This window comes from Oryzophilus luti (assembly GCF_059726245.1).
Window position 1 is genome coordinate 783,211 of record NZ_AP040874.1, and the last position, 24,305, is coordinate 807,515.

23 protein-coding genes are annotated in these 24,305 nt (G+C 63.2%); 18 read left to right on the top strand and 5 right to left on the bottom strand.

What is annotated here, in order from left to right:
* The first annotated feature begins 3 nt into the window (after positions 1 to 3).
* The 13 genes from argF to AC6IZO_RS03450 all read left to right on the top strand — a co-directional run bounded on the left by argF (position 4) and on the right by AC6IZO_RS03450 (position 15,070).
* Complete coding sequence (argF, locus tag AC6IZO_RS03390; RefSeq protein ID WP_497808018.1) at positions 4 to 1,008, top strand: ornithine carbamoyltransferase; 1,005 nt, start codon at positions 4 to 6, stop codon at positions 1,006 to 1,008.
* Entirely contained in the window at positions 1,009 to 2,220 is a 1,212-nt protein-coding gene (locus tag AC6IZO_RS03395) for an argininosuccinate synthase (RefSeq protein WP_497808020.1), read from the top strand.
* A 2-nt stretch (positions 2,221 to 2,222) separates the two neighbouring features.
* Complete coding sequence (gene argH / locus AC6IZO_RS03400; protein WP_497809918.1) at positions 2,223 to 3,611, top strand: argininosuccinate lyase; 1,389 nt, start codon at positions 2,223 to 2,225, stop codon at positions 3,609 to 3,611.
* Positions 3,598 to 4,131, top strand: coding sequence for an N-acetyltransferase (locus tag AC6IZO_RS03405; protein ID WP_497808022.1), 534 nt, complete (start codon positions 3,598 to 3,600; stop codon positions 4,129 to 4,131). The genes argH and AC6IZO_RS03405 overlap by 14 nt, the downstream gene beginning before the upstream one ends.
* The gene (gene argJ / locus AC6IZO_RS03410) at positions 4,128 to 5,336 is read left to right on the top strand and encodes a bifunctional glutamate N-acetyltransferase/amino-acid acetyltransferase ArgJ (protein WP_497808024.1); all 1,209 of its coding nucleotides are present in this window, start codon (positions 4,128 to 4,130) and stop codon (positions 5,334 to 5,336) included. The genes AC6IZO_RS03405 and argJ overlap by 4 nt, the downstream gene beginning before the upstream one ends.
* A gap of 85 nt (positions 5,337 to 5,421) precedes the next feature.
* Positions 5,422 to 5,850, top strand: a complete 429-nt coding sequence (locus AC6IZO_RS03415; RefSeq protein WP_497808026.1) for a hypothetical protein — start codon at positions 5,422 to 5,424, stop codon at positions 5,848 to 5,850.
* 105 nt (positions 5,851 to 5,955) lie between these two features.
* Positions 5,956 to 6,492, top strand: coding sequence for a hypothetical protein (locus tag AC6IZO_RS03420; RefSeq protein ID WP_497808028.1), 537 nt, complete (start codon positions 5,956 to 5,958; stop codon positions 6,490 to 6,492).
* 166 nt (positions 6,493 to 6,658) lie between these two features.
* Entirely contained in the window at positions 6,659 to 8,053 is a 1,395-nt protein-coding gene (gene murC / locus AC6IZO_RS03425) for a UDP-N-acetylmuramate--L-alanine ligase (RefSeq protein WP_497808030.1), read from the top strand.
* A gap of 185 nt (positions 8,054 to 8,238) precedes the next feature.
* A complete protein-coding gene (locus tag AC6IZO_RS03430) occupies positions 8,239 to 9,390 on the top strand; it encodes a cell division protein FtsQ/DivIB (protein ID WP_497808032.1) in 1,152 nt (383 codons plus the stop codon).
* Positions 9,391 to 9,691: 301 nt separating this feature from the next.
* A complete protein-coding gene (gene ftsA / locus AC6IZO_RS03435) occupies positions 9,692 to 10,924 on the top strand; it encodes a cell division protein FtsA (protein WP_497808034.1) in 1,233 nt (410 codons plus the stop codon).
* A gap of 93 nt (positions 10,925 to 11,017) precedes the next feature.
* Positions 11,018 to 12,424: a cell division protein FtsZ gene (gene ftsZ, locus AC6IZO_RS03440; RefSeq protein WP_497808036.1), complete on the top strand. Its 1,407-nt coding sequence runs from the start codon at positions 11,018 to 11,020 to the stop codon at positions 12,422 to 12,424.
* A 118-nt stretch (positions 12,425 to 12,542) separates the two neighbouring features.
* Entirely contained in the window at positions 12,543 to 13,970 is a 1,428-nt protein-coding gene (locus tag AC6IZO_RS03445) for a rhomboid family intramembrane serine protease (RefSeq protein ID WP_497809920.1), read from the top strand.
* Between the two features lie 59 nt (positions 13,971 to 14,029).
* Positions 14,030 to 15,070, top strand: coding sequence for a UDP-N-acetylmuramate dehydrogenase (locus tag AC6IZO_RS03450; RefSeq protein WP_497808038.1), 1,041 nt, complete (start codon positions 14,030 to 14,032; stop codon positions 15,068 to 15,070).
* Between the two features lie 74 nt (positions 15,071 to 15,144).
* Here AC6IZO_RS03450 and modC read toward each other — a convergent pair whose 3' ends face one another.
* The 5 genes from modC to AC6IZO_RS03475 form a co-directional block, all read right to left on the bottom strand.
* Positions 15,145 to 16,254: a molybdenum ABC transporter ATP-binding protein gene (gene modC, locus AC6IZO_RS03455; protein WP_497808040.1), complete on the bottom strand. Its 1,110-nt coding sequence runs from the start codon at positions 16,252 to 16,254 to the stop codon at positions 15,145 to 15,147.
* Complete coding sequence (gene modB, locus AC6IZO_RS03460; RefSeq protein WP_497808042.1) at positions 16,251 to 16,919, bottom strand: molybdate ABC transporter permease subunit; 669 nt, start codon at positions 16,917 to 16,919, stop codon at positions 16,251 to 16,253. Before modB ends, modC begins: the two co-directional genes overlap by 4 nt.
* 194 nt (positions 16,920 to 17,113) lie before the next feature.
* Positions 17,114 to 17,239 carry a hypothetical protein gene (locus AC6IZO_RS03465; RefSeq protein ID WP_497808044.1) on the bottom strand — a complete coding sequence of 42 codons (126 nt, stop codon included), beginning with the start codon at positions 17,237 to 17,239 and terminating at the stop codon, positions 17,114 to 17,116.
* Between the two features lie 162 nt (positions 17,240 to 17,401).
* On the bottom strand, positions 17,402 to 18,055 hold the full coding sequence (trhA, locus tag AC6IZO_RS03470; protein WP_497808046.1) for a PAQR family membrane homeostasis protein TrhA: 654 nt from the start codon (positions 18,053 to 18,055) through the stop codon (positions 17,402 to 17,404).
* 2 nt (positions 18,056 to 18,057) lie between these two features.
* A complete protein-coding gene (locus AC6IZO_RS03475) occupies positions 18,058 to 18,282 on the bottom strand; it encodes a hypothetical protein (protein WP_497808048.1) in 225 nt (74 codons plus the stop codon).
* Between the two features lie 133 nt (positions 18,283 to 18,415).
* Here AC6IZO_RS03475 and aroF point away from each other — a divergent pair, with 133 nt between their 5' ends.
* The 5 genes from aroF (at position 18,416) to AC6IZO_RS03500 (ending at position 24,201) form a co-directional block, all read left to right on the top strand.
* On the top strand, positions 18,416 to 19,477 hold the full coding sequence (gene aroF, locus AC6IZO_RS03480) for a 3-deoxy-7-phosphoheptulonate synthase (RefSeq protein WP_497808050.1): 1,062 nt from the start codon (positions 18,416 to 18,418) through the stop codon (positions 19,475 to 19,477).
* Positions 19,474 to 20,610 carry a beta-propeller fold lactonase family protein gene (locus AC6IZO_RS03485; protein ID WP_497808052.1) on the top strand — a complete coding sequence of 379 codons (1,137 nt, stop codon included), beginning with the start codon at positions 19,474 to 19,476 and terminating at the stop codon, positions 20,608 to 20,610. Before aroF ends, AC6IZO_RS03485 begins: the two co-directional genes overlap by 4 nt.
* A 427-nt stretch (positions 20,611 to 21,037) precedes the next feature.
* Complete coding sequence (locus AC6IZO_RS03490) at positions 21,038 to 22,372, top strand: penicillin-binding transpeptidase domain-containing protein (protein WP_497808054.1); 1,335 nt, start codon at positions 21,038 to 21,040, stop codon at positions 22,370 to 22,372.
* A gap of 427 nt (positions 22,373 to 22,799) precedes the next feature.
* Entirely contained in the window at positions 22,800 to 23,333 is a 534-nt protein-coding gene (locus AC6IZO_RS03495; RefSeq protein ID WP_497808056.1) for an outer membrane beta-barrel protein, read from the top strand.
* Positions 23,334 to 23,658: 325 nt separating this feature from the next.
* Positions 23,659 to 24,201, top strand: a complete 543-nt coding sequence (locus tag AC6IZO_RS03500) for an outer membrane beta-barrel protein (RefSeq protein WP_497808058.1) — start codon at positions 23,659 to 23,661, stop codon at positions 24,199 to 24,201.
* The last annotated feature ends 104 nt before the right edge of the window (positions 24,202 to 24,305 follow it).

A 24,305-nucleotide genomic window follows, 5' to 3' on the forward strand; every position in this document is an offset into this window, starting at 1 on the left:
CACATGGCCACAACTCCAATGGAGGAGACGTGCGTGCCTGAGTTTCACACGGAATACACCGCCCCGCGGGCGCGCGATATGGTTTCGATCACAGACCTTTCGCCGCAGGAGCATCGCGAACTGCTCGGCCTGTGCGCGCGCCTGAAGGCGCGTCCGGAGGCGTTCAACACGGCGCTGAAGGGCAAGCAGATTGTCCTGTTCTTTGAGAAGCCGTCACTGCGCACGCGCATTACGTTTGAAGCCGGCATGGGGCAGCTCGGCGGGCAGTCGTACTTCTTTGACCAGACGGCGAGTCGCCTGGGCGCGCGTGAGCCGCTCAGCGACGTGGCGCACAATCTGGAACGCTGGGTCAACGGCATTGTGCTGCGCACCTTCGAGCACGGCACCGTGACGGGCATGGCGGAGAACGCCTCCATCCCGGTCATCAATGCGCTCAGCGACCTTGAGCATCCGTGCCAGGCGTTGGCCGACTACTTCACGCTCACCGAGCACCTCGGCGATCTGCACCACGTGACGCTCAGCTACGTGGGTGACGGTGGCAACAACATGGCGCACTCGCTGATGCTGGCCGCAGCTTCGCTGGGCAGTCACATCCGCATCGGCACGCCGCAGGGGTTTGAGCCGAACCAGTTGCTGCTGGCGCGCGCCAAGGCCATTGCCAGCACCACCGGCGGCAGCGTCGCTGTCTTCCATGATCCGGCCGAGGCCGTGGCGGGCTCCAACGCGGTTTATACCGACGTGTGGGCCAGCATGGGCCAGGAAGACGAGGCGGAAGAGCGCCGCGGCATCTTCCTGCCGTTCCAGGTGAACCCAACTCTCATGTCTCACGCGGCCGAGGGCGCGCTGTTCATGCATTGCCTGCCCGCGCATCGTGGAGAAGAAGTGGATGCGGCGGTGATCGATTCGCCCGCTTCCGTGGTTTTCGATCAGGCGGAAAATCGCCTGCATATTCAAAAAGCCATCATGCTGTCGCTGATGGGCGGCCAAGGCCGCACGCAAGGAGTGTAAATGTCTAATAAAGTCGTTCTCGCTTATTCGGGAGGCCTCGATACCTCCATCATCATCCCGTGGCTCAAGGAGAACTACGGTTCCGAAGTGATCGCTTTTGTGGCCGACGTGGGCCAGGGCGATGACATGCAGGCCGTGGCGGAAAAGGCCATCAAGACCGGAGCCTCCAAGGTTGTGGTGAAGGACCTGCGCGAGGAGTTCTGTACCGAATACGTGTGGAAGGCACTGCGTGCAGGAGCCGTTTACGAGCACAAGTACATGCTCGGCACCTCGCTGGCGCGCCCCATCATCGCCAAGTACCAGGTGCAGATCGCGCTCGAGGAAGGCGCGGACGCGCTGGCGCACGGCTGCACCGGCAAGGGCAACGACCAGGTTCGCTTTGAGCATGCCTTCCAGGCCATTGCTCCGCAGTTGAAGATCATCGCTCCGTGGCGCGAGTGGGACCTGAAGTCGCGCGAAGACTGCATCGACTACGCCGAAAAGCGCAACATTCCCATCACCGCCAGCAAGACCAAGATTCACTCGCGCGACAAGAACCTGTGGCACCTTTCGCATGAAGGCGGCGAGCTGGAAGACCCGGCGAATCCGCCGCTGGACACCACCTGGCAGATTTCCAACTCCCCCAAGACCGCGCCGGATGCGGTTGAGGAAGTCGAAATCGGCTTCGTGGATGGAACTCCGGTTTCGGTGAACGGCAAGAAGCTGCCGGCGCACGAGATTGTGGCCGTGCTGAATGAGATTGGCGGACGCAACGCCATCGGCCGCATCGACCTGGTGGAGAACCGCTTCGTCGGCATGAAGTCGCGCGGCGCCTATGAGACGCCGGGTGGCACGCTGCTGCTGTTCGCGCTGCGTGAGCTGGAAGCGCTCTGCCTCGACCGCGAGGTCGCACACTTCAAGCAGCACATCGCGCTCAAGTACGCCGAGATTGTCTACAACGGCCTGTGGTTCACGCCGCTGCGCGAGTCGCTCGATGCGTTTGTCGACAAGACCGAGGAGCACGTGACCGGCAGCATCAAGCTGGCGCTCTACAAGGGCAACATCGGCATCGCAACCCGCAAGTCGGACTTCTCGCTGTTCAACACTGACCTGTCGTCGTTCACCATGGGCGAAAGCTACGACCAGAAGGACGCCGAAGGCTTCATTAAAATCCTTGCGCTGCCCGCGCGTGCGCGTGTCATCGCCAAGGCCAAGCAAGGGGTCACGAAGTGAAGATGTGGTCCGGGCGGTTCCGCGAACCGCTCAACGCCGAGTTCGAGCGCTGGCAACGGTCGTTTCCGTTTGACCAGCGCCTGCTCGCCCAGGAAATAGCGGCCAGCGGCGCACACGCGAAAGCGTTGTTCGCCGCTGGCGTGCTTTCCGAGGATGAGTTGCGCTCCATCCTCTCCGGCCTGGCCGCGATTGGCAGCCATGCCGGTGAAACCCTCGTCGACGACGAGGCGGAAGACGTTCACCATTTTGTGGAGAAGCAACTGGTTGCCGCCATTGGCGAGACCGGCAAGAAGCTCCACACCGGCCGCAGCCGCAACGAGCAGATTGCGACCGACCTGCGCCTGTTTGTGCGCGCAAATTGCGACACGCTGGTGGCGCAACTGGCGGAGCTGTGCGGCGTGATTGTGGAGCGTGCGAAGCAGGCGGGCGAAGCGCCCATGCCGTCGTATACGCACCTGCAGCGCGCCGAGCCTGTGCTGGCCGCACATTGGCTGCTGGCTTACTGCGAGATGTTCCTGCGCGATGCTTCGCGCCTGCAGGATTGCCGCGCGCGGCTGAACTATTGCCCGCTTGGTTCCGGCGCGATTGCCGGCGCTACGCTCAAGCTCGACCGCGAATCGGTTGCGCGCGAGTTGAAGTTTACGGCTCCCACGCCGAACAGCATGGATTCCACCAGCGACCGCGATTTCGCCATCGAGTTCGCACAGGTGCTGTCGATTGTTGCCGTGCACCTGAGCCGCTGGGCGGAGGAGTTCATCCTGTTCTCCACGCTTGAATACGGATTCATCAGCCTGCCGGAGAGCTATTCCACCGGTTCGAGCGCGATGCCGCAGAAGCAGAACCCGGATTCGCTCGAGCTGATCCGAGGCAAGGCCGGGCGCGTGATTGGTGCGGCGCAGCAGTTGCTTGTGACCGTGAAGGGCCTGGCGCTGGCTTACAACAAAGACATGCAGGAGACGCAGGAGCCTGTCTTTGAAGTGGCCTCGACGGTGAAGATGATGCTGACGGTGGCCACGGGCTTTATGCGTGCCGTCACCTTCAACTTCGACCGCATGGCCAAGGCCGCGACTACGGGCTACATGGACGCGATGGCTGCCGCCACGTATCTCTCGTCAAAGGGCGTGCCGTTCCGCCATGCGCATGAAATTATCGGCGCGGCGGTTCGTTCGGGCATCGAAAAGGGTTGCGAGTTGCGCGACCTTCCGCTGGCCGAGCTGAAGGCGATTGCGCCGGAGTTCGAGCAGGACTTCTACGCGGCGATTACCGTGGAGGCCGTGCTCGATTGCCACGATGTGTTGGGCGGCACCGCGCGCAAACAGGTGGCTGCGGCGCTCGGGCGCACGGCCGAGCGGGTTGCGAAACTCAAGGGAGCTGTCGATGCAGGTGCGTAGGGCCCTTTTGCCGGATGTTCCGGCAATTTACGAGTTGATCCGCAACTACTCGCAGGCGAACGGAGACCTGATTCCCCGCGACGTCGCGGAGCTGTGTGAGAACGTGCGCGACTTTGTGGTGGTCGAGGACGAAAGCGGTGTCTTCGGTTGCGGCGCGTTGCACCTGTACGGGGTGCATCTCGCCGAGGTGCGTTCCATCTGCGTGAAGCCGAGCGCTTCGCGCAAGGGCGGCGGCGGGCTGCTGCTGAATGCGCTGATCGAGGAGGCGCGCCGGCATTCGGTCGGATGCGTCTGCCTGTTCACGCGCGTGCCGGAGTTCTTTGCCCATTTCGGATTCAAGGAAGTGGACCGCAACGAACTGCCCGACAAGATTTACAAGGATTGCGTAAACTGTCCGAAACTGGAGGCCTGTGACGAAGTGGCGATGTATCGCGGCGAACTGCCGCACGTCGCCTTCCTGGAGGCCCCGGTGGAGACCGAACTGAGAATTTTGAGAGAACGGATCAAGCCGAAGAAATGACTGTACACGGACCCGATCAAACGTTGTTCATTCCGAGAGGCTACCTTTTTGCCGCCGCTACGGCAGGCATCAAGGCGAGCGGCAAGCCCGACCTCGCGCTGGCGGAAGCCCCTCTGGGCGCCGCTGCCGCCGCGGTCTACACGCGCAACCGCGTAGTGGCCGCGCCGGTCACGGTCGATAAGGAAAACCTGGCGAAGACCACCGGCCGCGTGCGCGCCGTGGTGGTCAACAGCGGCAACGCCAACTGTGCCACCGGCAAGCCGGGCATCAAGGCGGCCAAGGCTGTCTGTGCCGCGCTGGGGCAGGCGCTGGAAGCCGCGCCGGAATTCATCTTCCCGTCGTCGACGGGCATCATCGGCGTGCAGATGCCGGTGGAGAAGGTGACCGCCGCAGTGCCGCAACTGGCTGCCGCGCGCGCAGAAGGCGAAGAGGCTTTCCGAACCTTCGCGCAGGCCATTATGACCACCGACACGCAGGTGAAGATTGCCAGCACCGTGCTGAAAGATGGCAAGCGCGAAGTGCGCATCACCGCTGCCTGCAAGGGCTCGGGCATGATTCATCCGAACCTGGCGACCATGCTGGTCTACGTCTTTACCGATCTGGAGGCGACGCCCGCGCAGCTCGACAAGGCGCTGCGCTCAGCCGTCGAGGTCAGCTTCAACGCCATGTCGGTCGATGGGGACACCTCGACGAACGACACGGTGCTGCTGCTCGCCAGCGGTGAGAGTGGCGTCAAGTTCGGCAAGGTGGCCAAGAAGTTCCAGCAGGCGTTGACCGAGGTGTGCCAATCGCTGGCCGCGCAGATCATCCGCGACGGCGAGGGTGCAAAGCACCTCATCCGCCTGCATATTGAGCAGGCAAAGAGCGTGGCGGAGGCGCGGCAGGTTGCGTGCTCCATCGCCAACTCTCCGCTGGTGAAGACCGCGTGGGCGGGATGCGACCCCAACTGGGGACGCATCCTGTCGTCAGTCGGCAAGTCGGGCATCGACGTCGCGCCCGAGAAGGTGAACATCTACATTGGCCGGCAGCAGGTGTGCAAGGCGGGTATGGTCGGCAAGTTCGACCCCAACGCCGCGCACGAACTGATGAAGGAGCGCGAGTATGACATCCGCGTGCAGCTTGGGCGCGGCAAGTCCGCGCTGACCTTCCTGACCTGCGACCTGACCACCGAGTACGTGCACATCAACGCTGATTACTCGACATAGTTTCACCGCTGCGGACGCTCGTGCACGGGGCGTCCGCAGCAAGGGACCCACGGCCCCAAGCAGTGCAATTCTCCAAGGAGGATGCATGAGCTTCGTCTTACATCTCGATTCCTACGTAAATGGCCATCTTTCCGGTGGAGTGCGCCGCGCGATGTTGCGCGGGCTGCTGCCGGTCTCCGCCGAAGAGGCGGAGAGCAACCTTTGGCAACTGCAATATGGCCGCCAGCTCTGCACGCTGGAGCTGACGCCCTCGGCCTACGACCTGAACACGCTTCCCAGCCTGTGTCTGCGCGGCTTCAGCAATGAACCGGAATTCTGGGCGGCGGTGCTGAAGGTGATGCAGCGCGACCACTACGTCGGCACCAACGGGCATGAGAGCTTCATTGCCACCGAGGCGGTGCGCGCCGAGCTTCCGGCGGAGCTGCGCGAAGCCGCGCGTCTGGTCCCGACCGCCGAAGCGCTGATGAGCGCCGTGCTCGGAGACGACACGGCGGAAATGCCGGCTGCCAGCTAACCGCTTGCAATCACCTTCGCTGCGGCCCATCCTTGCGTGCCCCCACACGCCCCGCATCCTCGCGGTCATCTTCCGCCGTGCGCCGCTTCGTGCGATAAACACTCTATGACTCACGCGCGACTGGTGGAGCTGGCGACGGAATGGCTGCGGCGTGCGCGGTGCGGCATCGTGCTCAGCGAGCAGGGCTGCTCCAGCGGCGAAATGCCGGACGCCATCGGCTGGAAGGGCAAGTGCCACTCCATTGTGATTGAGTGCAAGGTGAGCCGCGCGGACTTCCTGGCCGATGCCGCCAAGCCCTGGCGCACGGACGCATCCATCGCGCTCGGCTGCGAACGCTACTTCCTCGCTCCAAAAGAGATGATCAAGGCTGCGGAGTTGCCCGCCGGATGGGGGCTGCTTGAGGTTTACCAGCGCAAGGTGACCGTGGCGGTGAAGAGCAAGCGCAAGCTGCGCCAACCCGAAGGCCTGATGAACGAGATGAACCTGCTGCTGGCGAGCCTGCGCCGCGTCGAGGTTCGCATTGAGCCCACCACCATCACCGACTACCTGAAGTGGAAGAACCGACTGGCCGACTACAACGGCGGCTCGCTGCCGGAAGGCGTGGTGCCCGAGGCGGAGGAAGAGAACTCGCACCGGGTGTAGGTCACGGGCGCGGTGAGTGTGTCTGTCCTTCTCATTGCTAGGCAAGAAGTCCGGCTCCTCTGTGGCGATGCCTTTCGCGAATCCGGCGTAGAACCTCTTCTGTCATGTGGCCGCCGTGCTCCGGCCTGCGCCGCGCCCGGCAATTCCGGTACAATCGCAAACGTCTATGTTTGCACGCATTCAACGCATACATTTTGTCGGCATTGGCGGAATCGGCATGAGCGGTATCGCCGAGGTGCTGCTCACGCTTGGCTACGGAGTCTCCGGCTCGGACCTGCGCGAATCGGCGGTGACCGAGCGCCTGCGCAAGCTGGGCGCCACCATCTTCATCGGGCACGCTGCGGAGAACGTGCACGGCGCGGAAGTCGTCGTCACCAGTTCGGCCATCAACAAGCAGAATCCCGAGGTGGCCGAGGCCTTCCGCCTCAAGCTGCCCGTCATTCAGCGCGCGGAGATGCTGGCGGAACTGATGCGCCTGAAGTACGGCATTGCCGTGGCCGGCATGCATGGCAAAACCACGACAACCAGCATGGTTGCCGCCGTGCTCGCTGCCGGTGGCCTGGACCCGACGGTGGTTGTTGGCGGACGCGTGGACTTTCTTGGTTCCAACGCACGGCTGGGGACCTCGCAGTATCTGGTGGCGGAGGCCGACGAGAGCGACCGCTCGTTCCTGAAGCTTTCGCCCATCGTGAGCGTGGTCACCAACATTGACCGCGAGCACATGGACACCTATCGCGACATGGACGATGTGGAGGACACGTTCGTTGAGTTCATGGATAGCGTGCCGTTCTACGGCACGGTCGTCGCCTGCCATGACAACGAGCTATTGCGCGGCGTGCTGCCGCGCGTGCGTCGCCGCGTGGTCACCTACGGCGAGAGTGAAGGCTCCGACTTCCGCATTGTGCAGCTTGCCAGCGTGGCCGCCGAGCACGGCGCGGAGCAGCATTGGCACGTGCTCTATCAGGGAGAAGACCTCGGCGCATTCAAGCTCTACGTGCCGGGGCACCACAACGTGCTGAACGCCACGGCCGCCATCGCCACCGGCATCGGGTTGGAAATTCCGGCGGAGAAGATTCGCGAAGGCCTCGAACAGTTCCGCGGCGTCGATCGCCGCTTCCAGATCAAGGGCACCGAGGCGGGTGTTACCGTCATTGACGACTACGGACATCACCCCACGGAGATCAAGGCGACGCTGGCGGCGGCCAAGCAATGGTGCGCCGGGCGGGGCAGGGTGCACGTCATCTTCCAGCCGCACCGTTACACGCGCACCTACCTGCTGATGGATGAGTTCTCCTCGGCGTTCGTGGATGCAGACCGCGTGCTGGTGCTCGACATCTACGCGGCCAGCGAGCAGCCCATTGCGGGCGTCACAGGCTTGGCGCTCTCGAAGAAGATTCAGTGCGTGGGCGAGGCTCCGGCGGAGTTCGCGGCTTCCTTCGAGGCCGCCATTGATGCTGTGGTAGCGCAGGTAAAGCCCGGCGATCTGGTGATGACGCTCGGCGCGGGAAGCGTCTCGCAGCTTGGCCCCAGAATTCTGGAGAAGCTGAAGCAGGAGCGGTAGCCGCTCCACGGAGGACGCTGGCAATGCCTCCGAAAACGCCGGACGAAGACGCAATTCGAGATGGAAGCGCCCCGCTTCCTGTGCAGTTTCACCAGCGGACTCGCCCCTTGGCGAACTGGTTTCCTGCGCGGGAATTCAGGGTCGCGCAGCCGCCGTGAAAGCGGTTATAGTTGGGCCAGAGGACCATGGCGCGCACGCGAGAACCCAATCAGCCTGAAGACGAGGGCCAGTTCTATCGTCGTGGGGGTGACGACAGTCGCCGCTCGACGCGGACGGCTGAGGACTCGTCTGCCCTGGACGCGCGCCTGCTCGACATCGACGACGAAGAGGAGGAGGAGTCTCCATTCCTCCGCGCGCAAAAGCGCGTACCCGTGCGTCGCGGAGGCATGGCGAAGAAGACTCGCGGACGCGTGCTGCTGGCTATTGCCGCCGTGGCCGCAGTGCTGATCTTCGCCGCCGCTGTTTATGCCGTTTCCCACTATGCCAAGAGCGCGGCGCGCTTCCGCATTGAATCCAGCGACAACATTGAACTCGACGGCACGGCGCACGTTTCGCGCGCGGAAATTCTTTCGGCCATTGCCGGTGACGATATCGGGCGCAACATCTTCCGGATTTCGCTGGAGGAAAACCGGCACAAGCTGATGGCGATTCCGTGGGTGGAGTCGGCGACCGTGATGCGGCTGCTCCCCAATCATCTGCGCGTTATCGTCAAGGAGCGCACGCCGGTGGCCTCGGTGAACCTGAATGGCCGCGTGATGCTGATTGATGCGCACGGCGTGTTGATGGACATCTCCGCCAGCGACAAGCAGGTCTATTCCTTCCCGGTCATCCTCGGCATGACTGAGAATGACCCGCTTTCCATGCGGCTGGCGCGCATCGGCACCTACATGGCGCTGATGAAGGAACTCGATTCCGGCGGCGCCAATTATTCACACGACGTGAATGAAGTGGACGTCAGCGATCCGGACGATGCGCAGATCACGGTGGCCGACTCCAACGGTGCCGTGCTCATACATCTTGGCCACGAGCACTGGCTCGAGCGCTACAAGCTCTACATTTCGAAGGTGCAGGAGATTCGCGCGCAGGTGCAACGGCTGGATTCGGTCGATCTCCGCTACGAAGGGGAATTGGTAGTGAATCCGGATCATCGCGCTGCGCCTGAGTCAGCCGCGACCGCAACGGAGACGCCTGTGCCGGTTGACTCCGCCACGCCCGCGCAGAAGCCCGCAGCACCGAAGCCGGAAGCCAAGCCCGAGCATAAGGCCGTAGCGCATAAGGCAGAGGCCAAGAAGGACGCGAAGGCTGTCGCGGCCAAGAAGCACAAGCCCACGCACTGATCTGCTCTCGCGCCGTAGCTTTTCAGCACAAGAAAATTCAGCTTCGCGATTCTTGTTCGCTGAGCACATGCGCAGCTACGCCGCACCTGCTCAGCGCGGAATGTGGCTGCATCACTCCGGGTTTTGAGTGAGATATTCACAAGCCGCGCGTGAGAAGATGGAATGTGGCGCGCAAAGACGCTCCGGCGGCGGGGGAACCTAATGAGTTACCCGCATGGCATGAGGCTTCATCCGGGGGCGAACAGGCGCGGGGAGATAATGTGCGTTACGCGCGGCAGGCGCGGCGCGCAGCAATTCATACATGGCAAAACGCTCGCAAAACCTTATCACCGTGATCGATATCGGCAGCGCGAAGACCGTGGTGCTGGCGGCCGAGGCGACCGAAGCTGGTTTGCGCTATCGCGGACACGGCGTGGCTGAATGCCGCGGCACGCGCCGCGGCGTCATCGTGGATCTGGAGAAGACCGTTCGTTCCATTCAGACGGCGGTGGAAGAAGCCGAACGCACGGCGGAAGCTTCGCTGGACACGGCCGTCATCGGCGTCAGCGGACCGCACATTCGCGCCGTCAACAGCCAGGGCGGTGTCACCCTCGGCACGCGCGCCAAAGAGATCAGCCGCGACGATGTGAAGATGGCGGTGGAGAAGGCGCGCAGCATTGTCTCGCTGCCGGACGACCGCGAGCTGCTGCACCTGCTGTATTCCGATTTCATTCTCGACGAGCAGCCCGGCATCCGCGATCCCAAGGGCATGATGGGCCGCACGCTGGAAGTGCGCCTGCACCTGATTACCTCGTCGCAGGGCGCCACGCAGACCATCGTCAACGCCGTGAACAAGGCGAGCGTGCAGGTGAGCGACAAGATTTACGAGGGCCTGGCGTGCAGTGATGCCGTGCTGACCAGCGACGAGAAGGAGCATGGCGCGGCGCTGGTGGATATCGGTGCCGGATCGACCAATGTGCTGGTGCGCTACTCCGAGGCCGCCGTACACACGGCGGTGCTGCCCATCGGCGGCGATCATTTTACCAACGACGTGGCGGCTCTGCTGCCCACGCCGGTGAGCGAAGCCGAGCGCATCAAGCGGCAGTTCGGCTGCGCCGTGGCCTTCGGCATTCCGGAAGCCAATGAGATTGAAGTGCCGTCGATTGGCGAGCGCCCGTCGCGATTGATGTCGCAGCGCAAGCTGGCGGAGATTCTCGAGCCGCGCGCGCGCGAACTGATGGAGATGCTGCTGGAGAACCTGCGTTCGGCCGGCGTTTACGACCTGCTGGGGCAGGGCGTGGTCTTCACCGGCGGCGGCGCCAAACTGCACTCGATTCTGGAAATTGCCGAAGACGTGCTGCGTAAGCCGTGCCGGATGGGGCTTCCGCTGGGCATGAACCGCATGCCCGCCGAATTGCAGGAGCCGGAGTTCGCCACCGCGATCGGCATGGTGTATTACGCGCACCGCATGCGCGTGATGCGCAACAGGGAAGAACAGGGGCTTGGAGCAAGGCTGCGCGCATTGTTTTCGCGTGGCGGGGCCGAAACAGTTTAGACCGGAGCCGCGGACGATGTGTCCGGCGGTGAGTAGGACCGGCAGAGTTCTCCGGGGGCACTCCCGGTGCGAAAGGAATTTCGCGAGGTAGCAATGGCGGAAGACAAGGACATTCGCATTCAGTTCAACGAAGACCCACGCAACAACGCCAAGATCAAGGTCATCGGCGTCGGCGGCGGTGGCGGCAACGCCGTCAACCGCATGATTGACGCGGGCGTGGAAGGCGTGGAGTTCATCGCGGCCAACACCGACCTGCAGGCGTTGCAGCTCAGCAAGGCGCCGGTGAAGATACAGCTCGGCGTGAAGCTCACCAACGGCCTCGGCGCGGGAGCCAATCCCGAAGTCGGCGAAAAGGCCGCGCTCGAAGACGAAGAGAAGATCTTTGAGGTGCTGGAAGGCGCGGACATGGTCTTTGTGACCACCGGCCTCGGCGGCGGCACCGGCACCGGCGCAGCGCCGGTCATTGCCTCGCTGGCCAGCACCATGGGCGCGCTGACGGTTGCGGTTGTGACCAAGCCGTTTGCCTTCGAGGGCAAGCGCCGCATGCTGCAGGCCGAGCGCGGCCTGGCAAAGCTGAGCGAAGCTGTCGATACCGTCATCGTCATTCCGAACGAGAAGCTGCTCGCGGTGGCGCAGGACGCGGGATTCTTCGAGTCATTCCGCGTGGCCGACGACATTCTCCGTCAGGGCGTGCAGGGCATCTCGGACATCATCACCATCCCCGGCATCATCAACCGCGACTTCGCCGACGTGAAGGCCATCATGGCCGGCATGGGCTACGCCGTGATGGGCACCGCCTCCGGGCGTGGTGAGCGCCGCACCATGGAGGCCGCGCAGCGCGCCATCGCTTCGCCGCTGCTGGAAGCTGGCGCCATCGACGGCGCACGCGGCATCCTCATCAACATCACCGGCTCCACTTCGCTCAAGCTCGCGGAGGTCAACGAGGCCTCCACGATCATCCAGAGCGCGGCGCACGAGGACGCCAACATCATCTTCGGCGCGGTGCTGGACGAGAAGATGAAGGACGAAGTGAAGATCACGGTCATCGCCACCGGCTTCCGCAATGAGAGCGTGGTGAAGATGCGAGAGAGCGTGCAGTCGCAGCCGTTCGATCACTCGCGTTTTGTCCGTCCGGCGTCGGAGCCCGCCATCATTCCGCGCGAGGATCGTCCGTATGAGGTGCAGGAAGATGAGCCGGAGCCGGCAGCCGAGCCGGCGCGTGAGGTTCTGATGCGCGAGGCCGCCCAGGCCGTGAAGACCGAGGAAGCGCCGGAGCCTGTTCCCGCGCCTCAGCCCATATCGCATGAGCCGATGGCCCGCGAGCCGGAGCCGCAGCGTGCGTGGAGCATGCCGCAGGCGCAAGCTCAGCCGCAGCAGGTTCGTCCGCGCGTGCCGGAGCCGCCTCAGCCGCCAACACCCTACACGCCGCCGTCGGCGGAGTTCGAGCAGGACGACCTGGACGTTCCGGCCTACCTGCGCAAGCAGCGCGGAGATCAGTAGCCGCTGTCCGCGACATGGATCGAAGGCAGGGGCCACCGCTCCTGCCTTTTATTTTGCAAGTCATAACGGCCCGGTGGATTCGTGCTGTGTGCGCTCCGCTGGATAGAATTGAGTCTTGATGGAAGTTCCGCAGAATTCGAAATGCCCGCTGTGCGAGCGGGAGTTTGTGCCGCAGGTGCCGGGGCAGGAGATGTGCGCCGAGTGCTACATGCAACTGGAGGCGATGCCCGCGCCTACGCCGCAGCCGACAACGATGCAGCGCCTGCGCCAGTCGCCCACGTTCTACATTGTGCTGCTGAATGTCGCGGTGTTCTTTGCCATGGTGGCGAACGGTGCCAGCCTGCTCGACCCCGACGTGAAGACCTTGATGGCGTGGGGCGCGAATTCCGGTGGCTACACCGCCGACGGACAATGGTGGCGGCTGCTGACCTGCACCTTCCTGCACGGCGGCCTCGAACACCTTGCGGTGAACATGTGGTCGCTGCTGAACCTGGGCCTGCTGGCGGAGTTGCTCTTCGGCACATGGGCGTTCACGGGCATCTACTTCGCGTGCGCCCTGTGCGGCTCGCTGGCGTCCTTGTGCTGGCGTAGCGAGGCGGTTTCGGTCGGAGCCAGTGGGGCCATCTTCGGCATTGCCGGGGCGCTCATCTCGGTGATGCTGCTGAACCGCAACGCGCGCCTGCGCCGTGCGCTGCGCTGGCCGCTGATTTCAATTGTTGTTTTCGTGGCCTATAACCTGGCCTACGCCGGGCGCTCCGGTTCCATTGACAATGCGGCGCACGTTGGCGGCCTGCTGTGCGGGCTTGTGCTGGGAGCGCTGCTGCCGGAGTCGAGCGGCTTGGCGCACGTCAGCGCACGTACCCGTCGCGCGCGCTACGCCGTGGCCGTAGCGGCGGCGGTGTTCATGGTGGGCATGGGTTCGGTGCTGGCCGCACAACGCGGACAGGCCACTGTGACTCTGCGCCACGCTACTCAGGCCGCCGAGGCCGAGCACTTTGACGAGGCGCTGCAACTGGCGCAGAAGGCTGCGCAGCAGGCTCCCACGAGCGCGCGTGCGCACTACCTGATCGGCACTGTCTACCTGAACCAGGACCAGCCGGAAAAGGCTGTGGTGCCGTTGGAGCGAGCCACGCAGTTGAAGCCTGAGTGGGCAATGGCATTCCGGCAGTTGTGTCTGGCGCAGGGGCAGACGCGGCGCACGCAACAGGCACTCCAGAGTTGCCTGCGTGCCACCTCGCTCGACAAGGATGACTACACCGGCTTTGTTCTCCTTGGCATTACCTACCGCACGCTGCATCAGCCGCAGCAGGCGCTTGAGGCCTTCCAGCGCGCGGTGCAGTTGAAGCCTGGTGAGCAGGAGACAAACTACTACTACGGCTTTGCGCTGCTGGAGGCCGGACGCGCCGACGAGGCCGCGCAGCAGTTGACCAAGACGCTGCGCATGGACCCCAAGGACCGCTCGACCCGCCAGGCGCTGGTGCGCGCGCTCATCCTCAGCGGCAAGCAGGAAGAAGCGTGGGCTGTGCTCGAAGGGAAGAACCCGTAGGAGTAATGCACTCGCGTGGTCGTGCATGAGCATAAAGGCTGTCGCGTTATAGTGAACCTATGAAGATTGAAGAGAAGATTCCACTGGCGCCACTGACGACGCTGGGCGTGGGCGGTGCGGCGCGGTGGTTCGCGCGCGTGACCAGCGAAGACGAAATCCTGGCGGCCTTGAAGCTGGCGCGCGAGCGCGGCTGGAAGGTCTTTGTGCTCGGCGGCGGCAGCAATCTCGTTGTCTCCGACGCAGGCTTTGATGGCCTTGTGCTGCACATCGCGCTCAAAGGCATCCGCCATTATGACCACGATGGCCACGTGCGCTTTGTGGGCGCGGCCGGGGAAGACTGGGACGAGTTTGTGGCCGCCACCGTCGCCGAAAATTGCGGCGGCCTTGAGTGTCTGAGCGGCATTCCCGGCACCGTGGGCGCAACGCCCGTGCAGAACGTGGGCGCCTACGGACAGGAAGTTTCCGGGGCGATTGTGCGCGTGCGCGCGCTCGACCTGCGCACCTTCGAGTTCCGCGAATTCACCAACGCCGAGTGCGAATTCAGCTACCGGCATTCGTTCTTCAATTCGCGCGAGCCGGGCCAGTGGCTGCTCACCGAAGTTGAGTACGAACTGACGCGCGGTGAGATGCCGAAGACGCTCTATCCCGATCTGCAGCGGCACTTCGGCGAGAGCGGCGTCAAGTCTCTGGCAGAGCTGCGCAGCGCGGTGCGCGAAATCCGCGCGCGGAAGTCCATGCTGCTGACCGAGGGTGACCCCGACGCGCGCAGCGCGGGCTCATTCTTCCGCAACCCCATCGTAAGCCGCGAACGCTTTGCCGAGGTCGAGAAGATGGCATCGGCACGCGGTTTAAAGGCGCCGTCTTATGCGGCAGGCGACGAAGTGAAGATTCCTGCCGCATGGCTCATCGAGCAGTCAGGCGTGCACAAAGGCTTCGTGCTTGGTGCGGCAGGCATCTCCAGCAAGCACACGCTGGCGATCATCAACCGCGGCGGCGCCACCGCGCGTGACATCGTCGCCATGAAAGAGCATGTGCAGCAAAAGGTGCGCGAGAGCTTTGGCGTTGAGTTGCAGCCGGAGCCGGTATTTCTCGGTTTTTAAGTTGTGCCAGTGCGTTTGCGAATGCAATGGGCCGCCCGCAGGCGGCCCTTCGTATTGCTCAGGTGTCGCCGCCGCTAACGCAGGGGATGGCACGAGTGCGTCTTGATGATCAGCCACACGGCCTGGTCGACACTCAAGTGCAGTTCGCTGGCAGCGCTGCGCGTGACGTGTACAAGAAAATGCACGCCGCTGCACTTCACGTCGACCTCCACGAACTCCGGCCCTTGATGAATTGCGGCAATGGTCCCCGCGAGGCGGTTGCGCGCGCTCAGGCCATGCAGTTCATGCAGGCTGAGCAGAATGTCTCCGGCGCGGATGCCGATGCGCAGATTGTCGCCGGGAGCGAAGGTTCCCAGCGGGCACTCCAGCCGCAGCCCGGAACCCGCAACGCAGCAGGTGGTACTGCCGGTTTCTTCGTGCAAGCTGTCCACGCGCGCTTCCAGCACGTTCTCGATTCCGGCCAGTTGCGCCATGGCGGCCGTGCGCGGTGCGTGCAGCACCTGCGCGGGGACGCCTTCGGCCGCAATGCGTCCGCGCTCCAGGATGAGCACATGCTCGCCCAGGGCAAAGACCTCGGCGCGGTCATGCGTAACGTAGAGGATCGGAATGCGCTGCTCGCCCTGGTTCCACTCGTAGAGGTCGTTGATGATGTGCTGCTTGGTGGGCACGTCGAGCGCGCTCAACGGCTCGTCCAGCAGCAGCAGACGCGGCTGGCAAGCCAGCGCACGCGCCAGGGCCACGCGTTGCCGTTCGCCGCCGCTGATCTGGCGCGGGTAGTGCTTGGCCAGGTGATCGACGCGGAAGCGCCGCAGCATCTCCATCGCAATCTGCTTGCGCTCCGGGTGCGAAGGCAGCCCATAGGCCACGTTCTGTGCGGCCGTCAGGTGCGGGAACAGCGCGAGATCCTGAAGCACATACCCGACCTTGCGTTTATGCGCCGGCACAAAGACGCGCGCATCGCTCGCAAACAGCCTGTTTCCGGCAAGGGTGATCTCGCCTTCGGCGGGCTTTGTCAGTCCGGCCAATGCATTCAGCAGCGTCGTCTTGCCGGAGCCCGAAGCACCGAACAGCATGGTTACGCCGGGCGGGACATTCACATCCACATCCAGATCAAACTGGCTGAGCGGCACACGCAGGCGCGCGTGCAGAGAGCGGGTGTCGAGAGCGCCGGAGATGTTGGTCATCGCATCCCCCAGTTGCGCTGCCCGCGGTTGAGCGCGTAAATGGCCGTCAGCAGCACGAACGAGATGATGAGCAGGATCACCGCGTCATGATTGGCGGCCGCGTAGTCCAGCGCCTGCACGTTGTCGTAAATGGCGATAGAGGCTGTGCGCGTTTCGCCCTCGATATTGCCGCCCAGCATCAGTACAACTCCGAACTCGCCGAGGGTGTGCGCGAAGGTCAACCCCACGCCGCTGAGAATGCCCGTAAGCGAGAGTGGCACGGTGATGGTGCGGAAGACGCGCCAGCGCGAAGCGCCCAAGGTCGAGGCCGCCTGTAGCAGTGTGCGGTCCACCGAGGCGAAGGCCGACATGAATGGCTGCACCGCGAACGGAAAGCTGTAAACCAGCGAGCCCAGCACAAGGCCGGGGAAGGTGAACGCCAGCGGATGGCCGGTCCAGCGCATCCAGAACTGTCCAAGCGCTCCGCGCGAGCCCATCATCAGCAGCAGGTAAAAGCCGAGCACCGTCGGAGGCAGCACCAGCGGCAGCGCCACCACGGCCTCCACCAGGAAACTCCAGCGGCGCCTGGAGAAGGCGAGCCAGTAGGCAACCGGCAGGCCGAGCACCAGCAGAATTCCGGCGACAAAGGTGGCCAGCTTCAGGCTGAGCAGCAGGGGGGCGGTCACTGGCGCGGCCTTGCTGTCACGTAAAAATGACTTATGTAGTGCATGGAACTCTTATTTTAAAGCAAGGGGGCAGCAGGCAGAAGCAGGATCTGAATGGGGAGGGACTTTGCGGACCGGAGCAGAACTGCAAGGGGTGGCAGCCGGTGCATGCTGCGCACGGTCAGGATGCACCGGCGCCTTGAACGGGAAAGCGGCTAGTCGCGATGCTGCGCGTCAAACTCGCGTTCCGCACGCAGTTCCTTGCGCACGGCGCTGACGGCGAGCACGCCCATCACGATGAAGATCACGAGGCAGACAACGGCAATCACCAGAACTGGCATGGCACTTCTCCTCTGCCAAATATCATCCCGCGCCTGGCTGTGGACTGGCAATGATTTCAGTCACAAACTCCGGTGTGGAGAGGCACAAAAGGGAACACCCGCAGTGCGCAGGCCAATGTCCAGAGGGCGGAGGAACTGGCGGGCCGGTTTCCTGCGCGTGTGTTACTTGCGCAGGACGAGGAAGAACAGAATTGCGAAGTAGTGGAAGACGCTTCCGGCGAGCACAAACACATGCCAGACCGTGTGGAAATACTTGCGGTCCATGGCAAAGAAGATGACGCCGATGGTGTAGGCCAGTCCGCCGGCCAGCAGCCACGCAAAACCGCTGACGCCGAGGTAGGCAAACAGCGGGCGGATGCAGGCCATCGCCGCCCAGCCCATCAGGATGTAGATGGCAACGCGCAGCTTCTCATGGGACTGGTTGCTTACCGAGCGCAGCACAATGCCGCCGATAGCCAGCGTCCAGACAAAGGCCAGCAGCGTCCAGCCCCGCCAGTCGCGCAATCCCACCAGCACAAACGGTGTGTAGGTTCCGGCAATCAGCAGGTAGATGGCGCAATGGTCAAAAACGCTGAAGACGCGCTTGACCCGCGGCCACTGGAAGGAATGGTAAAGCGTTGAAGACAGGTAGAGCAGGATGAGGGTTGCGCCGTAGATGCTGCATCCGACGACGGCCCACACGGAGTGCCGCAACGCGGCAAACACCACCAGTATCACCAGTCCGGCGATGCTGAGCGCGGCGCCCAGCCCGTGCGTGATGGCGTTGGCAATCTCCTCGCCGATGTGTACAGCTCGCTCGACCCGTTTGCGGTCCATCGCTAGGAAAGAGAATTTAACGCAGTCTGCAGGTGCTCCACCTCGGCGGAGAGCATCTGGCGATAGCGCTCGTTCGTGGTGCGCTCCATCTGCTCGTGAATCCGCGCCAGGTTCATCTTCAGCGCCTGCTGCTTGCGGGCCAAAACCGCTTTCTCGCGCTGAGCCTTGGCTTCCAGTTGTTCTTTGGTCAGTGTCTCTTCGGGCTGCTGCTGTTGTTGATCTTCCACGGACTTACTTTCCCAACCTCTCGCCATGACCTGATTATAGAGGATTTTGGGCGGGACAGGGAAGCGCGCACGCCCCCATTGCCGCCGCAAGGGCGCGGGCGCTACACTTAGGGTTTCTGTCAGGGGTCGCGGAATGCTGATTCGGATGCAGGCAAAGGCCAGCGAGCGGGAGATTCGCGGCGTTTGCGAACAACTGGAACTGCTTGGCTTTGAGGCGCACGCGTTGCATACCTCGTCAGGCGCCGTGGTGGCCGCCGTGGGTAAGTCCAAGGTGCGTGAGACTCCCACGTTGGAGTCTCTGCCGGGCGTGCAGCAGGTTATTGTCGCCAAGCACCCCTATCAGTTGGCCAGCCGCGACGCCAATCCAGAAGGTTCCCGCATCGCGGTGCCAGGCACCAGCGCCATCTTCGGTTCGGAAGAACTTGTCATCATGGCCGGTCCCTGCGCGGTTGAGAGCCGCGAGCAGACCTTCGCCGTGGCCGAGCACGTCGCCGCACAGGGCGCGCAGGTGCTCCGCGGAGGAGCCTTCAAACCTCGCACCTCGCCCTACTCGTTTCAAGGGCTGGGACTGGAGGGCTTGAAGATTCTGGCCGAGGCGGGGCGGCGCTACGGCTTGGCTGTTGTCACCGAGGCCATCGATCACGAAGTCGTGGACGACGTGGAAGAGTATGCGGACATCATCCAGATTGGCTCGCGCAACATGCAGAACTTCTCTCTGCTGAAGCGCGCCGGACGGGCGAAGAAGCCTGTACTGCTCAAGCGCGGCATGAGCGCCACGCTCGACGAGTTCCTGATGGCGGCCGAATACATTCTCAGCGCCGGCAACGCGCAGGTCATCCTGTGCGAGCGCGGCGTCCGCACCTTTAACGACCACTCGCGCAACACGCTCGATTTGAACATCATCCCCATCGTCAAACGGCTCAGCCACCTGCCCATTGTGGTGGACCCGAGCCACGGCACGGGCAACGCCGCCAACGTGCTGCCCCTGGCCCTGGCCGGGGTGGCCGCCGGTTGCGATGGCCTGATCGTGGAAGTGCACGGCTCGCCTGCCGAGGCACTCTCCGACGGCGACCAGTCGCTCACTCCCACACAGTTTGCAACTCTCATGGCGCAGCTTCGCCGCGTCGCACCGGCGCTTGATCGCCGCATTCCACTTGCGCAGCCGGTTTCGGCTGCTGCCGCCATTGCCCAGTGAAGAACTATCGTCTGCTTTCGCTCGTCCCGTGTTTTGCCGCCCTGTTTCTGCTTTCCGCCTGCCCGCGCAAGGTGGCGGAGCAGCCCCGCTCATTTGCCTACGTGGCCAACGCTAAGTCCGGCACAGTCACGGTCATTGATCTGCAAACGCTGAAGCCATCGACGACCCTCGCGGTCGGCGCCGATGCCACCGGCCTTGCCACCAACCCGGTCAGCAATGACGTGTACGCGGTCTCCAGCGGCGCAGGCACGGTCTCCGTCATCGACTCGAATACCAACCGCATCGCGGGCACCATCAAGGTTGGCAGCACGCCGCGTTTCATCTCGGTTGCCGAGGATGGCAAGCGCGGCTACGTCGCCAACTCCGGCTCTAACACGGTTTCGGTGCTCGATCTTGAGAATCATCGCGCACTGGCGACCATCAGCGTGGGACAGCAGCCGGGCGTGGCGCGCGTTTCGCCCGACGGCAAGACGGTTGTCGCCGTCAACCGTGGCAGCAACAGCGTCAGCATCATCGACGCCGAGCGCGGCACGGTGCGCGGTACCGTCTCGGTCTGCGATACGCCGGAAGACACCCGCATCCTGCCTGACAGCAGCAAGGCCTTTGTCTCCTGCTCCGCCTCCAAGCAGGTGGCGGCCGTCGATCTCAAGCGCGGCATCGTGCTCTCGCTGCTGAAGGTGGGCGGCACGCCGGTGGCGCTTACGCTCAAACCCGATGGCGGCGAGCTGTTCGTCTCCAACTTTGAGTCGCAGACCATCTCGGCCATCAACACCGGTGCCGACGAAGTGGAAGAGACCTTCCTCGCTGGAGATGCGCCGGTCAGCGCCACCATCAACGCCGACAGCTCCACGCTGTTCATCTCCAACTTCCGCAGCAACACCGTCGCGGTCTTCGACATCACCACGCGCAGGCTGATCGCCTCGGTCGCTGCCGGGAACGGTCCCGACGCGCTGGTGCTCGCACCCGGAGAGACCATGCTGCTGGTTGCCAACAGCAACTCCGGCGACGTTGCGGTCATCCGGCTCGACAAGCGCCAGGACAAGAAGATCACCCGTCCTCCGCAGCGCCTATTCACCATGATTCCCGCCGGAGATAAGCCGGTACAGATTGTGGTCAAGGTGCCAAAGGCATAGGCCGGCAGAATTTTCCCGACGCATGAATTGCGGAGCCGCGGCTCCGCAATTTTCGTGAGCTTCAAATGAGCAGAAACGGAGCCGATTCGTTTCTGTCCGCACCTGCATCAAAAAGCCATACAGGACTCAAGCTGGTTATTCGGCCTGACGTTAAGTACGTGGTAAACCTTCTTTAAGAAGAGGCTCGCCGGTAATTTTCCGGGCATCTTCTTCGAGAGGGAAGCGGCGGCGCTCGCGCACGATTGCGAAAGTGCAATGCGGATGCTCCGCGGGCCATGGACTTGGGTGTGGCGTGCAGTGAGGTCTGTGCTTGTGTACGCAGAGTGGGCTGGATACACTCGCGCCAAGTACCCTCCCGCAGCACAGGCCAAAGACACGCGGAGAACTTTCGCAAGCGTGCAGTGTTACCACAGGGGTTAAGGAGACGATGTTGAGGGCAGTTCGCGTACTGACGGCAATCATGTTGGCGATGGTGCTGGCCATCGCGGCGGACGCGGCCACCGTGTCGCGCCACTATTCACGTGCAAAGTCGAAGGTCAGCGAAAGTGCTTCGGCGCAGCGGCGCAAGGCCCAGCTCTCGCACAGCCGCAGCCTGGCCAAGGCGCCGGTGGCGAAGAAGGGCGGCAAGTCCGCGCGGACGGCACGCAGCGCAAGAAGATCGAAGGCCGCCCGTGCACCGCGTGCGGAAGCCGCGGTTGCCGATAGCCGCACTCTGCGTGGCGCGCGCTTGAAGCGCGTGAGCCGCAGGATGCCGGCCCGCGTCTACGGCGGAGAGCGCTTTACCGCCAGCTCGTTCGCGAGCGAATCGTCGCAGACTGCCGGTGACATCACGGCCGGTGAAGATCCCGTCGTTCGCAAGGCCGCCATTGAGGCGCTCGGCAACATGAATGGCACGGTCGTCGCCATCGATCCGAGCGATGGACGCGTGCTCGCCATGGTCAACCAGAAGCTGGCACTCTCCAGCGGCGCGCAGCCGTGTTCCACCATCAAGGTTGCCGTGGCGCTCGCCGCGCTCGATGAAGGCGTGGTGACCAAGGACACGCCGGTGGCGCTGGGCAAGCAGTGGAGCATGGACATGACCACGGCTCTGGCCCACTCCAACAACGCATATTTTGAAGAACTCGGCCGCCGCATGGGCTTCCAGAAGGTACGCGCGCACGCGCACGAGTACGGCTTGGGCGAGCTGGCTGGCTACAACATTCCGGGCGAACACCTCGGCGTTTATCCGGACACGGAGCTGCCCGCGAAGCTGGGCGGTGTGGGCAAGATGTGCTCGTTCGGCGAAAGCATCAGCATGACGCCGCTGCAACTGGGCGCGCTGATGGCCTCGGTTGCCAACGGCGGCACGCTCTACTACCTCCAGCATCCGCGCACGCCGGAGGAAGTCGCTGCCTTCCGGCCGAAGGTGAAGCGTTATCTGAACATCAGTCCGCTCATTCCGGAGATCAACCAGGGCATGGCCGGAGCCGTGCAGTACGGCACCGCGCGGCGCCTGCGTGAGAACTTTACCGAGGCACAGGTCCTCGGCAAGACCGGCACCTGCTCCAAGGCGGGCACCCGCTACGGATGGTTCGCTTCGTACGCGAATACGCAGCACGGCCGCATTGTGACCGTGGTCTTCCTCGAAGGAGGTCGCCCGACCTTCGGTCCAAAGGCCGCGGAATTGACCGGCAAGTTCTATCGTGAGCTCTACGACCACGATTACTTCGTCGGACGCGGTGCGGCGCCCTCCAGCGTGCGCTCGGTGGTGCAGAGCCGTTAATCGAGTTTCAATTCACACGCTGCCGGGCGGAGCAATCCGCCCGGTTTGCTTTTGCGCGCGGGAAGCTGCGGGCGTGAAGCCCCGCAGGGAACCGGTGCGGCGGCGCGTGCGTATCGGACTCCGTGAGGGTCTCTCTCTGATTACGTCAGAGTGATGAAGTGACGGTCTTGTGGAAAAATCTCTGCTCACCTAAATTCCGGTTCTCCGTCTGATTGTGTGGGGACAAGTAAGTACTTGCACACAACAAAATGCATCGTAAATGCTGTGTACAACGTCAAATATTTGTTGCGAACAAGTTTTCAACAGAAACTTGTTCCCCGCTTCCGGGTTTCCCGGAAGAACAAGCCAGACGCGCCAGGGACCTCGGGCAATAGGGCCTGCGGCCGGGCGTAGGGCGCGCACATGGCAGTGAATCGGAGGATTCAAAATGCGTAAGCTTTCCAGTGTGTTGATGGTTTTGGTTGCGTTCAGCGCATTCGCTCTGGCACAGGAGGCGCCGAAGAACGAGGTGTTCGTCGGCTATTCCTACCTGCATGCCAACACGAGTGCCGTGGCCACGGATAACGTGAGCCTGAATGGATGGAATGCGTCGGTGACGCGCTTCCTCAACAAGAATGTCGGCGTGACGGCCGATTTCAGTGGCGCCTACGGTGCGCCGAGCGCGTTGAATTCCTACAACGCCAATGCCCACAACTTCCTGTTCGGACCGACCGTGGCCATTGCCCGCGACCAGAAGGTAAGCGGCTTTGCGCATGTGCTGGTTGGCGCCTCGCACACCCACGTGGGCACCATCGACTACAATGACACCGCCTTCGGCATGGCCATTGGCGGCGGCGTGGATGCCAACATCAATAAGCATTGGGCGGTTCGTGTGGCCCAGGTCGACTACCTCTACACGAACTTCAAGGAAGACAACCAGAACAACTTCCGGTATTCCGGCGGCTTGGTCTTCAAGTTCTAAGCGGCAGCCAAGTTGATTGAGGTCGAGCGGCGCGTCCGGGTGGGCGTGCCGCTCCTGTTTTGTGGAGACATTCCACAAACGAGTGGGAGACACAAAGGGCAGCGCTGGCTTAAGATATTGCAAGCCTTCTCCCGATTACGGGAAATGGCGGCTATCGTCTAAGCTAGAGATGAGCGCCGCGGCAGGTGGTGTGCACGGGCAGGTGCCTGGGCAACGCGCGGCTGGAATCGTTTCCGGGTAGGCCCGGAGAAGCGACTCGTGAACGCGTTGCGCCTGGCTGCGACGATGGGCGCGCGGGGCGCGAATTATCCTGGAGGTTCTCACATTGCGTAAGCTCTCGATCCTGGTGGTCTTCCTGTGTGCAACGGCACTGTCGGCGATGGCGCAGTATGATCTGCCCAAGTATGAAGTCTTCGCCGGCTACAGCTGGTTCCGCATGGATGCGACATCGTTCAACTACACCGGCCATGCTTCCTTCCAAGGCGGCGAGGTTTCGGCCACCCGCTATTTTGGCGACAACCTGGGCCTGAAGCTCGATGTGGGCGGCTATGCCGGCAAGCCCAAGGCGCTGGAACAGTACTCCACCAAGACCTTCAGCTTCATGGCCGGCCCGGTCTATGCCTTCCGCCGCGATGAGAAGCTGAGCGCCTATGTTCACGGCATGGTGGGCATCGTCAAGTTCAGCATCGGCGACAATCAGGATTACTCGGACCGTTCGATCGCCGAGGCTGTCGGCGGCGGCATCGACTACAACATGACCGATCACTGGACGGTTCGCGTGGCCCAGATCGACTACATGCACACCGACTACCTGAACGAGAACCAGCACCACGTTCGCGCTTCGGCCGGTCTGGTCTACCGCTTCTAACGCAAGCGCAGAAGAAACTCCAGGGGCCGCCCCGCGTGGGCGGCCCTTCTGTTTGTGCGGCACGAGGCTCGCATGGGCGGCGCAATGGCTGTAGACTGTCGCAC

Bases quoted from the DNA above. Each gene is read 5' to 3' on its own strand.
- argF (WP_497808018.1), top strand. From the start codon at position 4: ATGGCCACAACTCCAATGGAGGAGACGTGCGTGCCTGAGTTTCACACG.
- AC6IZO_RS03395 (WP_497808020.1), top strand. From the start codon at position 1,009: ATGTCTAATAAAGTCGTTCTCGCTTATTCGGGAGGCCTCGATACCTCC.
- argH (WP_497809918.1), top strand. From the start codon at position 2,223: ATGTGGTCCGGGCGGTTCCGCGAACCGCTCAACGCCGAGTTCGAGCGC.
- AC6IZO_RS03405 (WP_497808022.1), top strand. From the start codon at position 3,598: ATGCAGGTGCGTAGGGCCCTTTTGCCGGATGTTCCGGCAATTTACGAG.
- argJ (WP_497808024.1), top strand. From the start codon at position 4,128: ATGACTGTACACGGACCCGATCAAACGTTGTTCATTCCGAGAGGCTAC.
- AC6IZO_RS03415 (WP_497808026.1), top strand. From the start codon at position 5,422: ATGAGCTTCGTCTTACATCTCGATTCCTACGTAAATGGCCATCTTTCC.
- AC6IZO_RS03420 (WP_497808028.1), top strand. From the start codon at position 5,956: ATGACTCACGCGCGACTGGTGGAGCTGGCGACGGAATGGCTGCGGCGT.
- murC (WP_497808030.1), top strand. From the start codon at position 6,659: ATGTTTGCACGCATTCAACGCATACATTTTGTCGGCATTGGCGGAATC.
- AC6IZO_RS03430 (WP_497808032.1), top strand. From the start codon at position 8,239: ATGGCGCGCACGCGAGAACCCAATCAGCCTGAAGACGAGGGCCAGTTC.
- ftsA (WP_497808034.1), top strand. From the start codon at position 9,692: ATGGCAAAACGCTCGCAAAACCTTATCACCGTGATCGATATCGGCAGC.
- ftsZ (WP_497808036.1), top strand. From the start codon at position 11,018: ATGGCGGAAGACAAGGACATTCGCATTCAGTTCAACGAAGACCCACGC.
- AC6IZO_RS03445 (WP_497809920.1), top strand. From the start codon at position 12,543: ATGGAAGTTCCGCAGAATTCGAAATGCCCGCTGTGCGAGCGGGAGTTT.
- AC6IZO_RS03450 (WP_497808038.1), top strand. From the start codon at position 14,030: ATGAAGATTGAAGAGAAGATTCCACTGGCGCCACTGACGACGCTGGGC.
- modC (WP_497808040.1), bottom strand. From the start codon at position 16,254: ATGACCAACATCTCCGGCGCTCTCGACACCCGCTCTCTGCACGCGCGC.
- AC6IZO_RS03465 (WP_497808044.1), bottom strand. From the start codon at position 17,239: ATGCCAGTTCTGGTGATTGCCGTTGTCTGCCTCGTGATCTTCATCGTG.
- trhA (WP_497808046.1), bottom strand. From the start codon at position 18,055: ATGGACCGCAAACGGGTCGAGCGAGCTGTACACATCGGCGAGGAGATT.
- aroF (WP_497808050.1), top strand. From the start codon at position 18,416: ATGCTGATTCGGATGCAGGCAAAGGCCAGCGAGCGGGAGATTCGCGGC.
- AC6IZO_RS03490 (WP_497808054.1), top strand. From the start codon at position 21,038: ATGTTGAGGGCAGTTCGCGTACTGACGGCAATCATGTTGGCGATGGTG.
- AC6IZO_RS03495 (WP_497808056.1), top strand. From the start codon at position 22,800: ATGCGTAAGCTTTCCAGTGTGTTGATGGTTTTGGTTGCGTTCAGCGCA.